Raw genomic sequence first — 14806 nt, 5'->3', positions numbered from 1 at the left:
GGGTATAAAGCCCAGTTAAAACTGATAATTATACCGAGACTGCTTGCAGCGAGGTATAAAACGTCCTTGTTTCAATCCCACTCTTTTAAGGGTGGGTTGCCTTCTGCCTTCTGCCTCCTGCCTTCTGCCTTCTGAACAAAACGGCATTGCTGAATAAAAAAGCAATAATTGCACTCAGCACGGGCTAAACCTAGCTATCTGCTCACGGAACTCACAATTGGGCACTCTTGAAAAAAGTGATTGCAACTATAAATAAAACTGATGCACCGGACTGTACTAAAGGATTTATTAACTATGCCACGGCTCGATTAGTAAAGCAAAACAACATTTTTATCAAAAATTTTCTTAACTACGCTTGCAATTTTAACTACTCTTGTACTAGTATAACTACGACAGCGCAAAACAGTAACATTTGCTGCTTAACAATACTTTTGCCAAAATAGCCTAAGACAAGCGCTTGCTTGAATATGAGGCAGAAACTAGAATCTGCACTCATACTTACACGACAGTTAAAACTACTTCTGTAAAACCATACAGAACAGAATTTTCTTGACGTAATTTTTTGTTACATGGTAGAAAGAAGCATTTAAAATCTTAGGTTTGTTCGATGTCAAGCCTCGTAATTTGGCAAAGGTATTGTTAATTGTGCGTAATTTTTTCCGAATCAAATTGGATTGCTACAGATTCACTTTGACTAAACAATCAAAATTTTGGAGGAAAACAATGACAGCTACAACAACTACTAATGCTAATAATCTATACAATGTACAAAATCAGTGGGGTGGTGCCTCTGCTCCGTGGAATCCTGGTGGAGTATGGGTAATTGGAGCTAGAGCAGATCAGCGCATTGTCGAACTCAAAGTTTCATCCAATGACAACGGTAAGACACTTACTGGAACCACAACATATTCTGGTGAAGGCCCGATCGGTTTTAAGGCTAACTTAACTGGGAGCGACACCTACAATGTAGAAAACCAGTGGGGAGGCTCATCTGCTCCGTGGAATCCCGGCGGGACTTGGGTACTCGGCTCGCGGGGAAACCAAAATGTTGTTGCGATTGATATTACATCAAGCGACGGCGGTAAAACCCTGACTGGAACTATCACTTATGCTGGTGAAGGCCCTATCGGTTTTAAGAGTGCTGCTGTTGATGGCCGTGTCTATAATGTGGAAAACCAGTGGGGAGGCTCATCTGCTCCGTGGAATCCTGGCGGGACTTGGGTACTTGGCTCTCGCGCCAATCAAAATGTTGTTGCGATCGATATTACATCGAACGATGGCGGTAAAACCTTAACTGGAACTATCACATATTCTGGTGAAGGCCCCATCGGCTTTAAAGGTAACATTGTTGGCAGCAACAACTACACAGTAGAAAACCAGTGGGGTGGTAATACAGCGCCGTGGAATCCTGGTGGGACTTGGATAATCGGTAGTCGTGTGGAACAGAATGTAGTGGCGCTCAACCTCACATCTAGTGATGGTGGGAAGACCCTAACTGGAACCACGACCTATGCTGGTGAAGGGCCTATCGGCTTCCGATCGCACCAAATCTAAAAAGGCGATCGCCCTATACCCGTTCTCAGTTAAGTAAGTACTGAACCGCACCCCTAACCCCCTGCCGGCTGTTTCGTGGCAGGGGGTTATGATGTTGAAGCTAAATCTAATTTTTCTCGAACTATTCCCTCATCTCTAAAGCCGACCAGCACAGCTGTTCCATCTTTGACGAAAAGTGGACGTTTGAGCAGCATTGCATCGCGAGTGAATGCATCAACCCACTGTTCATCAGCCCAAGTTTTCTTTTCATCTCCTAAAGCGCGGTAGGATTGACCAGAGGTGTTTCGCATGGGAGCAAAACCCAAAGACTTTACCCAGTTTTGAATCATCTCACGAGTCGGCGGAGTATCTTTGGTGTTGATAAATTCATGGTCAATGTTGTTGTGTTGGAGCCACGTCAAAGCTTTTTTGCAAGTGCTGTAATTGGGAATTCCGTAGACTTGAATAGACATAAAATAATTAAAACAATCTTCATATATGACATAGTAGGTGGAATTTCTGCCATCAATGCTCTTGTCGTTGAATCTCTACGGCAGAAATTTAAGAGTAGCGATCGCTTTTAGCAATCGGTAATTCCAAGCATGGAACTCGTCGATCCATGATTCGAGGATTCTGAAATACCAAGGAGTAGTTTTACTAACATTTTTATCCAGAAACAATATGAGCGATGCCTTTCGCCGACTTGCACCCTTCATTCAAGAATATATTTATCATCACCAGTGGACTGAATTACGACCAGTTCAAATTGCCGCTTGTCAAGTTATATTCGACACTGATGCTCACTTGCTAGTTACTGCTGCAACTGCTGCGGGGAAAACAGAAGCAGCTTTTTTACCAGTTTTGACTCTATTACATGAAAACCCTGCTGCCACAATTGGCGCATTATATATTAGTCCAATTAAAGCTTTAATTAACGATCAATTTGAGCGTCTTAATGATTTACTAAAAGAAGCAGATATTCCAGTTTGGCACTGGCATGGCGATGTTTCGCAAACTAGAAAAAACAAGCTTTTAAAGAATCCTCAAGGGATTCTGCAAATTACTCCAGAATCTCTGGAAAGTTTGCTAATTAATAAAAATAACGACTTACTTCGCTTATTTGGTGATTTAAAATTTGTTATCATTGATGAAATTCACGCCTTTATGGGTTCAGAACGCGGTTGTCAAATTATTTGCCAATTACAACGTTTAGCAAAGTTGACGCAAAAACAACCGCGTCGTATTGGTTTATCGGCAACTCTTGGGAATTACTCAATAGCGGAAAATTGGCTGCGATCGGGAACAGATAAACCAGTAATTACACCAAAAATTGATGGTATAAAACGGCAAATAAAACTAGCTGTAGAACATTTTTATATTAATGATGAAGTAGATGAATCAGAGGCGACAGCTGATGAGCAATATATTTTCAACCTCAGCAAGTCTCGCAAATGCTTGATATTTGCTAATAATCGCACGCGAACCGAATCTGTAATTGCATCTTTGCGACAAATTGCCACAAAACAAGGACTACCAGATATATATCATGTGCATCATGGGAGTATATCTGCTAGCTTACGGCAAGCTGCTGAAAATGCGATGCGTGAACCCAACAATCCAGCCGTTACCGCCGCCACTCTGACTCTAGAATTAGGCATAGATATCGGTCATTTAGAGCGAGTGATTCAGTTAGAATCACCCTTGTCTGTAGCTAGCTTTTTACAACGCTTGGGACGAAGTGGTAGAAGAGGAGAAGCTGCTGATATGCGTTTTGTCTGCGCTGAAGATAAGCCATTAGCAGAAGCTTCTCTACCAGAACAAATCCCCTGGCAACTTTTACAGTGTATTGCGATAATTCAACTTTATTTAGAGGAACAATGGATTGAACCAATTAGACCAATTAAATATCCTTTGAGTTTGCTTTATCACCAAACCATGAGTATTTTAACAGCAGCAGGGGAAATTTCAGCTAATGCTCTAGCTAAACAAATTTTTAATCTGTCCCCCTTTACTGCTCTTTTAAAAGAAGATTTTCAACTATTATTACGTTATTTAATTGATATTGGTCATATTCAGCAGACTGAACAAGGTAAATTAATCCTGGGTTTGGCAGGAGAAAAAGTGGTGAGAAAATTTCAGTTTTATGCTGTCTTTGCTGAACAGCAAGAATATATTGTTAAGCAAGGTACAACAGAAATTGGCAGTATTGTCACACCGCTTCCTGTTGGCAATCAATTTGCTTTAGCTGGTAGAAGTTGGGAAGTTGTAGAAGTTGACTTTAAAAAAAAGGCTATTTTTGTTAAACAAGCTGAGGGAAAATCTAGTATTTATTGGCGTGGTGGTGGTGGGACTATTCATACCAAAGTTTTACAACGAATGCAGCAAGTATTATTTGAGAATATCCAGTATAGTTACTTACAAAAAAATGCTTGTAAACGGTTATGTCAAGTTCGCCAAATGGCGCAGCAAGTTGGATTAGATCGGCAGAATATTTTGCAATTAGAAAAAGGTAAATGCTGTATTTTTCCTTGGATGGGTACGGTTGCTTATCGCACCTTAGAAAGATTACTCAACTCATACTGTCGGGAATCGTTGGAAATTACAAGTATTGGCGGAGTAAATCCCTATTATTTGACAATTAAATTAGGCAAGGATAAATTTAAATATCTTTATCGTGAAATTAGTTCATTATGCGAACAAAGAATTATTCCAGAAGATTTAGTCAGTAGCTCAGAAGCACCGGAAATTCAAAAATATGATGCTTTTATTCCTCATTCACTTTTACGAAAAGCTTTTGCTAATGATTATTTGGATATGAATGAACTCAAAAAACAAGTGAAGTTGTGGGGATAAAAAGATAATTCGGAATGATTTCAACAAATTAACTATTTTTTAATTAATTTGTGGAGCGATCGCAAATCATAATTTAAGATTTTCCAGTCTTCAAAAGTTTTAAATTGGAATTTGAATCCAGAATTCTGTGCCTTTTCCTGGTTCTGAGAGACAATTCAAAATTCCACCATGTTTTTCTACTATAATTTGGTAGCTAATTGACAATCCTAAACCTGTTCCCTTACCTACCTGTTTTGTGGTAAAAAATGGATCGAATAACCGCTTTTTAATATCTTCTACCATTCCTAATCCGTTGTCAGCAATTCGGATGACAACAAATTTACTCTCTAAAATTTCAGTACGAATTACAATTTGCGGTTTATAATTTGTTTTTATCTTGACCATTGACTCTTCTAAGGCATCGATCGCATTAGTTAAAATATTCATAAACACTTGATTTAACTGGCCAGCATAACAATCAACTAGAGGCAAATTGCCATATTCTTTAATTATAGATATATCCAAGCCAATTCCATTGTTTTTCCACCGATGATGCAAAATTAATAAGGTATTTTCAATTCCTTCATGAATGTCAACTAATTTTTTATCTGCTTCATCATGGCGAGAAAAATTTCGCAATCCTAAAACAATTTCACGAATACGATTAGTACCCATATTCATCGATGATAGGAGTTGAGAAAGGTCATTCGTAAGAAATTCCAAATCAATTTTTTTAGCGAAATTTTCAATTTCTACTTCCGGTTGGGGATAATGTTGTTGATAAAGGTGCAACAGAGTTAACATCTCTTGAAAGTATTCGTTAGCAAAGGTTAAGTTACCATGAATAAAATTAACTGGATTGTTGATTTCATGAGCAACTCCAGCGACTAATTGTCCTAAGCTAGACATTTTTTCATTTTGGATCAGTTGAGATTGAGTTTGTTGCAATTTATGCAAGGTTTCGGTGAGTTTTTCAGCTTGGGTTTGAGCTTCTAAAGTAGCAGTGCGACTTTGGGTATAAAGTTGTGCATGATCGATGGCGATCGCTAGTTGATCGCAAACAGCTTGTAGTAGGCTAATTTCACTGTTATTCCAAATGCGATCGCCACTGCAATGACTGCACACAATCGCTCCAATCTCTCCAGAATTACTTTTAACTGGTAGCATTAGTTGAGATGTAATCCCAAACTCAGTTAAAAGTTCTTGCATATCATAATCAAGTGGTGATTTACTATTAATATTTTCTATACAAATTAGTTCTTGAGAGAGAAGGGTTTGAGTCAGAAAATTACTTTTTTGCAGTGGAATACTGCCTAACATACTTGTCAAGTTAGGGTTTCGCGCTTCATAGGTAATAGTCAGGCTTGGTTGAGATGGGTGCGGTAAATAAGAAAGAAAGTAGCAACGGTCAATTTGTAATAAGCTGCGAATTTCGTTCACAGCTGTTTCTAAGATCATATCTAGGTTAAGAGAACTGCGGATTTGGCTAGCTAAACGCAGTAATAAGGCTTCCCGACGGCTGAGGAGTTCTTCTCGCGCCCAGATTCGGTCAATAGCTACAGCAATATTATTAGCAATCCAATTTAATAAGTTATGAGTTGGTTCGGTAAATAATTGCTTGCTGAATAAAGCAATGATGCCGATTAATTGCTGCTCTACTATCAGAGGATAAGCGGAAAATCGAGAAATTGAAAATGTAGACTCTATAAGCTTTACTGAATTACTAATTGATAATTCTTGATTAAAAATAGCTTGATGGTTTTGAATCATTAAGCCAATAGTATTATTAACTAAAGCGATATGATCTGGGAAATCTTGAGTATCGCTCAAAGCACTACAAGTAATCTCTGTGCAATGAACGCCAGCTTGCAATTGTAGCTGGTTTGTCTGGCGTTCAAATGTCCAGATACAAACGAAGCCGATATCAAGGTATTGGGAAATAGTATTTGTACAATTTTGCAGAATTTCTGGAAGTGTGCCACTTTGAGATAAGGCTAAACTGACTTCTGCACTCAAAACTGACAAGCGCGATATCGCTCCAATAAAGCTAACTCTGAAAGCTTACGCTGTGTAATATCTGTACGAATTGATACATATTGATAGGGCTTTCCATCTTGTCCCAACATTGGGGCGATCAAAGTATCAACCCAATAAAAAGTTCCATCCTTGGCTTTATTTTGAATTTCTCCCTTCCATATTTTTCCTTGAGCAATAGTTTTCCATAAATTTGCAAAAAATTCTTTTGTGTGGTGTCCAGAATTGATAATCCGATGATCTTGCCCTAGAAGTTCTTCTGAAGAATATTTAGAAACTTCACAAAATAGGTCATTGACATAGGTTATTTTTCCAGATTTATCAGTAATAGCTACCAGGGAATGAGCATTTAAGGCAAATTTAAAAGCTTCTAATTCTTTGATAGATTTTTGTAGCGCTATCTCATTCTCTTTATTAAGAGTTATGTCACGAGCTACTGCATAAATCAACTTTTCTTCACTGAAACTAGTTGCATTCCATGACAGCCATTTGTAAGAACCATCCTGACAAAGATAGCGGTTTTCAAAGCTAACTGCATCTACAGATTGTGCAATTTTTTCAGCTGCAACAATAGTGGATTCACGGTCTTCAGGATGAACAAATTCGATAAAGGGTTGAGCAACAAGTTCCGGAATTGACCAACCTAATATTTTTGTCCATACCGGATTTAAATACTTAAAATAACCATCAAAGTTAGCAATACACAATAAATCTAAAGAAATTGAAAAAAAACGGGAGTATTTTTCTTCAGATTTGTTGAACTCATATTTAACTAGTTTCATCAGCTTTTTAGGTATGAATCTTTTTTGAAAAAGGTTAAATCAGTTAATACGTTTATTTATTGAAGTTTAATTACCATTTTGATGTCATCTATCAACCCAGGAACTCACGTAATGCCAGTTCTAACCAAGACTGTTGAGCTTACCAATAAAAACGTAATTAACTTGATGTAGAGCCAATAAGTATCTAGTAGTTTCTACTGAGGAAACTAGCTAGTTATTGAGTTAATTCTCTACTAAATAAAGGTTTCCCTAAAAAGCTGTAAAGTAAACATTTAGATTTTAAATTTAAAATAAGAAGTGTTACGTAAACTGAATTCATCAGAACTTTTATCTGTAATTGTCCTTAAGTAGCTAAGGTATTAGTACCGCAAAGCGTAATTTGTAGTTAAGAATTCAATTACGAATTATGAATTACGTTAACGCAGCGTTAGCGTTAGCGAGTATTCGAGCGTCCGCAGGAGCGTGATTACAAATTATTTTAAGCAATACTCCCGCGCTTTCTGGCTTCTTTGTAGGAAGTTCCCACGTTTTTCAAACCAGCTTTAATCATTTGTTGTTCAAGTAGAGCAAAGAAACGCGCTTTATCGCCACCTTTTACTACTGCTTGATTATGCGCTTCGGCGATCGCTACAGGATAACCATATCCTTTTTGCACTTGTGCTAACATCAGTCCCAGTGCTTGGTCTAACATGGTTGCATTCTCGGCTACCCATACCGGAACTTCGATGCGGGCGATTTCGGTGCCAACGTGGACGTAGCAAAAGTAAATTGTTTGATCGCCATAAAGTTCCAAAATGGGGGAATTGCTGCGCCACAAGGTACTGCGTTGTCCTGGTTTGAGTCGGTTTGCCCAAACAGAAGTATCTCGCAACTGTTCAAAAATTTTACAAGGTACTTTTTCTAGTTGATTTGGGCAATGACTTTTACAGTCTGGCGCTGGATGGGGACAAGCTAATAACCGTAAAAAGTTCATTGTTTCGATGCTGCGAGAGGCGCTAAGATAACCCATTAAAGGAATTCCAGCATCACGCATCTGCTGCCAAGCTTCTAGGATGGGGGGTAAAATGCGATCGCGTGCATCCATCGGCAATTGTTCTAAAAACCAGTAAATTAGCGAACCATCTACCATCGCTAGCGCTGGCGTTTCCGCTTGTGCTGCATCACACGCAAGTTCTGCTAACACCGTTGTTTCGGAAGCAGTGCGGCGAAAACTCATCCATTCCTCGGTTCTAATTCCCCATTGCCGAGACATATATAAATCTTCTGGGCGATAAAATACTTCTGGCAAACTATCGAGTAATGGATGGCGATTTTGTCCGTAGTGCAAGACGACTCTGCCAATATTTAGCAGATAACAGTAAGCAATTTCATGATGGTTGGGGGCAATTTGGGAACCATCGGTAGCGATGACAGTATGAATTTTTGGGGGAACTGGGATATCGATGCAGGTTTCTAGCGGCTCGATTGGGGTAGCATTAGCAAAGAGAATGCGATCGCGCCATTTTTCCTGGCGATCGATTAAATCTTGTTGACACTCGTAAGCATTTTTTAAATGTTGTTGTGCCAGGTCTAAACGCTGACGACTAGCAGCAGCTTCTAAAGTAAGATGCTGACTTAAACCCTGCATTTGTCGCGCCAGTTTTGTTAGGTCAAGCATAAAAGTAAGTGCGAAGTGAGGAGTGAATACTTGTGAGTTATTATTTCACCTAAATTGACATACATATTTTTTTTATATAAATACGTCAGAAATTAAATATGCATTATTCAAAATCCTTATAGAGACGTAGCAGTGCTACGTCTCTTTTTGACTAGATATTTAATATATTAAAGCCAAGCTGAGAAATCTTTGGCAAACTGAGAAAGTGATAACAACTGAATTCGCGGATCGTTTTGAGCAGTTTCTCTTTCTGCTTGGGTATTATAACCCCAGTCTGCAAGGAAAAGTTTCACATTTTCAAGGTCTGCTTGCTGTTGGACTAATTGTAATGTCTTGAGTCTATCTTCTACAAACCAGAGACTAACAGATTTGTCTTCTGATGACTGAATTAATTCTCGCAAAATTTCATATTTGGGACGCTTAACTTCTTTCCCAAAGATTGATTCTGGTGGGAAATTTACTCCTTCTTGTTGTAACAACTGCTGTACAAAACGACCTTCTTTCGTTGTCACAATGTATAGCTTAACTCCACTGTCAATAGTTAATTTGATTTTTTCTACTACAGCCGGATAAAATTTATGCAGACTCAGCCAACCACTTAAATCCGTGGTAATCCATTCATCTCGTTGGTTATCTAGTTTTGCACCAATTTCTCTTGCTTGGAGTTTATCGTTTAACAAAATTTGTGGAGCAATGCTCACCCATTCATGAAGAATTTTTTCGTCAGAAATTCCATCTATCAAGGCTTTAATTAAAATAGGCATTTCCCAACCTGTTTCAATAACAGGTCTTAATCGATAGAATCTTAAAGCCAAATCATCTGGCGGTGTGTCGTTAGCAGAAGACCAAATTTCACAGTAGGTACGCCATGCTACCTCAAAATATTCAATTAATCCGTCGCAAATCACTCCATCAAAGTCCAGGGCTAAAATTTGGGGACTACTTGTGGTCATTGGTTTGAGAATAAAACTGCTGTTGTCAGCTTACCCGACAAATTTAAATCATGCAGTAATTTTCGTTAGTCTTTTATAATTCATAAATTTGCTGAAAAAGTATGGTGGCATTGTAAAATTTGATTTGTTAATGGTAGGTTAACGAGGATCTACAGCAGGTTTGCCATCGACTAAACGAATTTGATTTTGCTTGACTACTACGGTGATTAGTGGTAAGTAACGTTTAGCTGGGCCACGAACAACTCGGCCCTGAGAATCATATTGTGAGATCCATGACAAGGACACATAAAGTTATTCTTCTCAAGATCCCACTCGACTGTACATCCTAAATGGGTACAGATTGGACTGATAGCGTACTCAGCAATTTGCGGCCCGTTTTGAATAATCAGATAATTTTACCAGAATCGGAATTTCTGACTTTGCGGTTGCTAATAGTGCATTAGCCTGAATTTGTTTGCCGTCTTCAGCCAGTGCAACCGATCCTGGAAGATAATTTTGACAGCGTGAATACTTGCGATCGAGTGAAGCATTGGGTTTCTAGGTCTATCTCACGACTTTGGCTGACTTTAGTAGAATAATCTTCCATGATGATTGGATTTACCCACAAAGGTTTACTAATATACTACGGTGCGATCGCATTAATATTAATATGTACATTTGTGTTTACTGTAGGTTAATTTTAATAAATTTGATTTTTTAAGAGTTGCGCCTGAACTGTAATTTTTATTTATTATTTATTTCTGGAGTAGGAGGTTATTTATAAACCTCAGAGCTAGGCTATAACCTCAGATATGTTCCTCACAAAATCTATTCAAAATATATTCTTAAACTCTCTCCAGAGAAAGAACTCTTTATACCCTTGATTTTTTAAGCTGTTGTTAGTCGAGTTCCATATTTTAATAACTGAAAGCGCCATGAGTGATAAAAATCAAGAAAATCAAATTAATCAACCAGTAAGCGAAGATCGGGATTCTCGTGAAAAGCCAGATGTGAACGAAAGAAACCTAACCGCGAATCCAGGAGATAGAATTTCTGATAAGCCTCAATCAGTTGAAGAGAAGGCTAAACAGGCAGCTATTGATGATGTACCAGATATTACAGGCGACAAAATCACAGTACCTACTTACTTCGTTGTTGATGAACCCGACGGCGAAAAGAAAGCACTCCATCACGTTAAAGATGCTGAAGAAATTTCCGACGTAATTCGGGAAGCACGAGTTGACGAAAATGGAAATCGAGTTTGGTGGTAGTTGTTTATTAAATACGCACAGAGGCGGAGAAGTTATTAATAAATACTCTCTCCGTTTCTTTGCGTTTCCCACCCACTGTATCTTCTTTTTGCTTGCACAAATTCCTCGTCTGGATAAGCTTCGGCAAATGTCCGCACATACTTAAGGTTGCGAACCGGAATCTCTTCATCTCTGGAAAAGCTTTCTGCGAGTCATCTGTGTCCCAACCCGACTACTGTTGCCGATTAGAATATCTCGAAATTATGGTTTCCATGCTCAAAGGCTGCGATGGGAACTCAAATTTACACTTTATCAAAAAGCGATCGCAATAATCCAGATAACTTAAAGTTGTCAGTACTTACACAAAAGCGAGTGCTAAAACTTCAAGATATTTTCATGTAAAATATTTTTTTGCGTCCACAAATTAAAAATTATAAGAAGTCGTCACTTGTACCTTTGACATCAGAGTGTATAGCCTGAATAATATTCTTACGTAAAAATCCATACTTATATAAGACTCATATTTGATTTTTGCTAAATATACTGAGAGCAAAACCCGATCGGGCTTGCTCTCAGTTAGCTTGGCTATTAAAAATCAAATTTGATTGTTATATAAACTGGTATTAATAGGGTTGCATTATGCATTTCTCGAATTCAAAAACCAGCTTAAAAACTCGTCAAAAAAACAAGAAAATAGGTACATTTATTTTGACTCATAGCAACATTGTACTGCTGAGTGCATATTTAATCACTCTACCGATTTGTACATTAATAATTTTATCTTTATTATTACCCTTATTCAGTGCTAGCTTATTCGCTTCCATTGGAAACTCGTACCACTCTACATCGATTCCTTGGATAGATAATGCATCTGAATGCGAACATACTGGCAGAAATTGGAGCGATCGCAAGTGTTGGGATAATGAACACAATCCCATGTTTTGAATGAAAATTGCAAAATAATCATTATTATATGCATTTATTGCATTACTACGGATCTACAATAGCTTCACAGATGCGATTCTAGATGAGGGAATAAAGATGGATACCCCTGGCCAACACCAGGGGCTTTTTATTTAGCTGTAAAGCACTATCGTTTGCATTGTTGAAATAGGAAGCGCTAGATATCCTTCTTCTGTCACTTTCCGGAAGGGCAATCGTTAGAAGCCCTATGAGGCAATCAATACAAGCTATACTATTAGAAAAAATATGAATCTGGCGACAGCCGTTTTGCGTCTATGTATTTATTTTCTAGTCATAGTTAAACAGCGATGTCTACGACCCGCTATGCCTACCCTATTTTTAATTTATATGACATGCTTATGAATACTTATATCTCATTTGCTCTATGGAAAATTGGTCTGGCTGACTTTTATGAAGGATGTAGGTGATTGTTCGCCTAGATTATCTGTCAATACGATCCACTAAGCGCTGAAATAGACCTTCTTGAGCCAATTTTTCAGTATCAATACATGCCAATAAGCTCCTTGCAAGAATCTCTGAATTGTAAGAATTCTTGATTTCTTTCCCAAGATAGGGTCTGATGTACCAACACAAAAGCTCAGTAAAATCATGCCCATGAATTTTATATCGTATTTCTATCAGTTCTTTTGCACGTAATTCTTCGAGTTTAGTTATGAATCTCGATTCTTGTGAGCGATTACTATTGCTATTTAAATATTTAGTAATGAAAGTTTTTAAGTCGAACTGAACCTGATAATTATTTTTATTCAATTTACAACATTCACTAACTTTTTCGAGCCATCTCATATTTAATGAGAGTGCTTCATTAGTAGCCCTAATTAAAAATAAATCCTCCAATACTCTAGATAATTGATTTAGTACTTCCCTAGCCTTGGGCTGAGATAAACGTAGTGCTAAACGCAGGTATTTATCTAAAACAGCCTCATTAAATAGGTACATCTCAAGACACGAATAATCAGTAAATAATAGTAAATCACACTGATACTCTTTGCCAAATAGCCAATCAAAATCCTTATCTGCAACACATGTAATATGTAGAGGAGTTTCTGAAAGTTTATCATTTATATAAAGGGCAAGAGCAATCACACGACTTCGATTATTGTCTTTTAATCCTTGTTCAAATAATAATGGAGTAGGAATTTCAACAGTATCAATTTCATAAACAGCAAAACCTTGATGTTCTTTTTGATCTAAAAACCATTCTATTAATAGCTTATCTGTCTTACCTTCAACATATATATCACACAGTTCAGGCTCAAGTTCATATCTAGTTACAAGTTCGTCAAGCGTGCGTCGTCTTTCATTCTCCATTTTTCAATTATTTCTCCATCTTCACAAGCTTAACGACATTGTTGTTGTACTGAGAAAGTAATTCAATTGAATGAGTAGCTAATATAAATTGAACTTGGCTTCCTTTTGTCAGTTCAAGCAATGCATGAATAAGTTGACGCTGCCATTTTACATTTAGTGATATTTCTGGTTCATCAATAATAAAGATTGTTGCTTTATCTCTCGCTGTCAGAGTATTACAAAAAAGCAGTAAAAGTTGCTTTTCTCCTGAAGAAAGGGTTTCTGGAGACAATTCTTTTCCTTCTTCAGTAAATATTTTTAGTCCGTCTCTGACATGTAACCTTATATATTTATCACGAAAAAATAACTTATTGATTGTCGTTTCAAAAATTGCCAATAAATTTTGTGTATCCTGTAGAGCATCAAAACGTGCCGCTACACTATCTAAGTATGGTTTTAAAACTCTTGATATAATCGAGTAATCAGCTTGAGCGTTAGATTGTAGTATCTGAACAATTTTCTGAGCCTCTAATGGTGGCATTAACCCGAAGCGAGAAAAATCTTTGCTGCGATTCTCATGAGTTTTGAGTTCTTCAATTAGCATTGCAGATGATTGTGGTAGTTCTTCAACTATCTTGCCTGAACTTTGAATAATTGTTAGAATAATTTGCTCATATATACTATGAACATTTTCTGCCCCCTGGTTAGCGCCTCTTAACGCCTGTTCACGAATCCATTCTTCAGTTCTATGAATAGATGTTTTAAGAGCATGTTCTCTATTGATGCTATATTTATCTTCAAGTGTATCGCCAAGATTTGATAATACTATTCGCCTTAATCTTTTTTCATTTTCTACATCTTCGTTTTCAAAAATATCACTATCTAAAACTCTATTATCACCTAACAAAAATACACTTAATTGAAGTTGCAAAATATTCTTATAAAATTCATATATTGGTAGAGAATCTTGTATTGCTTTGACGCTATTATTAGACTCAGCCTGGATATCTTGAGTAAATAGAATGCTATTCCCTTGTGAAAGCTGAAGTCGAAATGAGCCAATTAAAACACCATTTTCTCGACTAGCAATAATACTTGTTTTATCAGCTAGAAAGACTGAAAATTTGGCAAAAGGGGTTTTAGCTAAAAAAGTGCGATGACCGCGATTGTGACTCGTTGAGAGCAGATGAAATAAGAGCTTGAGGATAGTCGTCTTACCAGAACCATTGTCACCATAAAGGATGATTAGTGAAGAATCTATGTAAGGATTATTATTTTTCTTTTCCAAAGTATATGTATACTTACCAAAGAGTCGTTCTACTTCAATACGAACTACAGATAGGGCAAGGCTAGCTGTATTTATATCGAGTATCTGCATAACAATTGCTGTTCCTTATTTCAAGAGATAGGGTTGTAAAAGCTAAAATTTCTTTTACTCCCCTAATTACACTTTATCGTTCAATCGGGTGGCAATAAACTCTTGAGCTACATTTAGAGAAATTTAGCTGGAAT

At 37.4% G+C, this 14806-nt stretch carries 12 protein-coding genes; 3 read left to right on the top strand and 9 right to left on the bottom strand.

Features of this window, described 5'->3' with window-relative positions; translation table 11 throughout:
• Positions 1 to 723 precede the first annotated feature (723 nt).
• Positions 724 to 1554 (top strand): lectin OAA family protein, encoded by an 831-nt coding sequence (locus tag NSTC731_RS16715; protein ID WP_445631765.1) that lies wholly within the window; start codon positions 724 to 726, stop codon positions 1552 to 1554.
• An 86-nt stretch (positions 1555 to 1640) separates the two neighbouring features.
• Here the strand turns inward: NSTC731_RS16715 and NSTC731_RS16710 are convergent, their stop codons facing one another.
• Complete coding sequence (locus NSTC731_RS16710; protein ID WP_445631764.1) at positions 1641 to 2006, bottom strand: Spx/MgsR family RNA polymerase-binding regulatory protein; 366 nt, start codon at positions 2004 to 2006, stop codon at positions 1641 to 1643.
• 208 nt (positions 2007 to 2214) lie between these two features.
• Between NSTC731_RS16710 and NSTC731_RS16705 the strand changes: the two genes are divergently transcribed.
• Positions 2215 to 4386: a DEAD/DEAH box helicase gene (locus NSTC731_RS16705; RefSeq protein WP_445631763.1), complete on the top strand. Its 2172-nt coding sequence runs from the start codon at positions 2215 to 2217 to the stop codon at positions 4384 to 4386.
• A gap of 99 nt (positions 4387 to 4485) precedes the next feature.
• Here NSTC731_RS16705 and NSTC731_RS16700 read toward each other — a convergent pair whose 3' ends face one another.
• The 5 genes from NSTC731_RS16700 to NSTC731_RS16680 all read right to left on the bottom strand — a co-directional run bounded on the left by NSTC731_RS16700 (position 4486) and on the right by NSTC731_RS16680 (position 10076).
• Complete coding sequence (locus NSTC731_RS16700; RefSeq protein ID WP_445631762.1) at positions 4486 to 6390, bottom strand: GAF domain-containing sensor histidine kinase; 1905 nt, start codon at positions 6388 to 6390, stop codon at positions 4486 to 4488.
• On the bottom strand, positions 6378 to 7181 hold the full coding sequence (locus tag NSTC731_RS16695; RefSeq protein ID WP_445631761.1) for a PAS domain-containing protein: 804 nt from the start codon (positions 7179 to 7181) through the stop codon (positions 6378 to 6380). The genes NSTC731_RS16700 and NSTC731_RS16695 overlap by 13 nt, the downstream gene beginning before the upstream one ends.
• A 478-nt stretch (positions 7182 to 7659) precedes the next feature.
• Complete coding sequence (locus NSTC731_RS16690; protein WP_445631760.1) at positions 7660 to 8838, bottom strand: DNA double-strand break repair nuclease NurA; 1179 nt, start codon at positions 8836 to 8838, stop codon at positions 7660 to 7662.
• 167 nt (positions 8839 to 9005) lie between these two features.
• Positions 9006 to 9791 carry an HAD family hydrolase gene (locus NSTC731_RS16685; protein WP_445631759.1) on the bottom strand — a complete coding sequence of 262 codons (786 nt, stop codon included), beginning with the start codon at positions 9789 to 9791 and terminating at the stop codon, positions 9006 to 9008.
• 138 nt (positions 9792 to 9929) lie between these two features.
• Positions 9930 to 10076 carry a hypothetical protein gene (locus NSTC731_RS16680; RefSeq protein ID WP_445631758.1) on the bottom strand — a complete coding sequence of 49 codons (147 nt, stop codon included), beginning with the start codon at positions 10074 to 10076 and terminating at the stop codon, positions 9930 to 9932.
• A gap of 629 nt (positions 10077 to 10705) precedes the next feature.
• On the opposite strand from NSTC731_RS16680, the gene NSTC731_RS16675 reads away from it, so the two are divergent.
• Positions 10706 to 11041, top strand: a complete 336-nt coding sequence (locus NSTC731_RS16675) for a hypothetical protein (protein WP_322693734.1) — start codon at positions 10706 to 10708, stop codon at positions 11039 to 11041.
• 692 nt (positions 11042 to 11733) lie between these two features.
• Here NSTC731_RS16675 and NSTC731_RS16670 read toward each other — a convergent pair.
• The 3 genes from NSTC731_RS16670 to NSTC731_RS16660 all read right to left on the bottom strand — a co-directional run bounded on the left by NSTC731_RS16670 (position 11734) and on the right by NSTC731_RS16660 (position 14672).
• Positions 11734 to 11958 carry a hypothetical protein gene (locus tag NSTC731_RS16670; protein ID WP_445631757.1) on the bottom strand — a complete coding sequence of 75 codons (225 nt, stop codon included), beginning with the start codon at positions 11956 to 11958 and terminating at the stop codon, positions 11734 to 11736.
• Positions 11959 to 12424: 466 nt separating this feature from the next.
• Positions 12425 to 13315, bottom strand: a complete 891-nt coding sequence (locus NSTC731_RS16665; RefSeq protein WP_445631756.1) for a hypothetical protein — start codon at positions 13313 to 13315, stop codon at positions 12425 to 12427.
• A gap of 7 nt (positions 13316 to 13322) precedes the next feature.
• A complete protein-coding gene (locus tag NSTC731_RS16660) occupies positions 13323 to 14672 on the bottom strand; it encodes an AAA family ATPase (RefSeq protein WP_445631755.1) in 1350 nt (449 codons plus the stop codon).
• Positions 14673 to 14806: the final 134 nt, after the last annotated feature.

This window comes from Nostoc sp. DSM 114167 (assembly GCF_052692655.1).
The sequence above is the reverse complement of the archived record's forward strand: the minus strand, read 5'-3'. Positions and strand labels throughout refer to the sequence as shown.

What these genes read in the sequence shown, in the direction of transcription:
- NSTC731_RS16715 (WP_445631765.1), top strand. Translation starts at nt 724, where the DNA reads ATGACAGCTACAACAACTACTAATGCTAATAATCTATACAATGTACAA.
- NSTC731_RS16710 (WP_445631764.1), bottom strand. Translation starts at nt 2,006, where the DNA reads ATGTCTATTCAAGTCTACGGAATTCCCAATTACAGCACTTGCAAAAAA.
- NSTC731_RS16705 (WP_445631763.1), top strand. Translation starts at nt 2,215, where the DNA reads ATGAGCGATGCCTTTCGCCGACTTGCACCCTTCATTCAAGAATATATT.
- NSTC731_RS16695 (WP_445631761.1), bottom strand. Translation starts at nt 7,181, where the DNA reads ATGAAACTAGTTAAATATGAGTTCAACAAATCTGAAGAAAAATACTCC.
- NSTC731_RS16690 (WP_445631760.1), bottom strand. Translation starts at nt 8,838, where the DNA reads ATGCTTGACCTAACAAAACTGGCGCGACAAATGCAGGGTTTAAGTCAG.
- NSTC731_RS16685 (WP_445631759.1), bottom strand. Translation starts at nt 9,791, where the DNA reads ATGACCACAAGTAGTCCCCAAATTTTAGCCCTGGACTTTGATGGAGTG.
- NSTC731_RS16675 (WP_322693734.1), top strand. Translation starts at nt 10,706, where the DNA reads ATGAGTGATAAAAATCAAGAAAATCAAATTAATCAACCAGTAAGCGAA.
- NSTC731_RS16670 (WP_445631757.1), bottom strand. Translation starts at nt 11,958, where the DNA reads ATGGGATTGTGTTCATTATCCCAACACTTGCGATCGCTCCAATTTCTG.
- NSTC731_RS16665 (WP_445631756.1), bottom strand. Translation starts at nt 13,315, where the DNA reads ATGGAGAATGAAAGACGACGCACGCTTGACGAACTTGTAACTAGATAT.
- NSTC731_RS16660 (WP_445631755.1), bottom strand. Translation starts at nt 14,672, where the DNA reads ATGCAGATACTCGATATAAATACAGCTAGCCTTGCCCTATCTGTAGTT.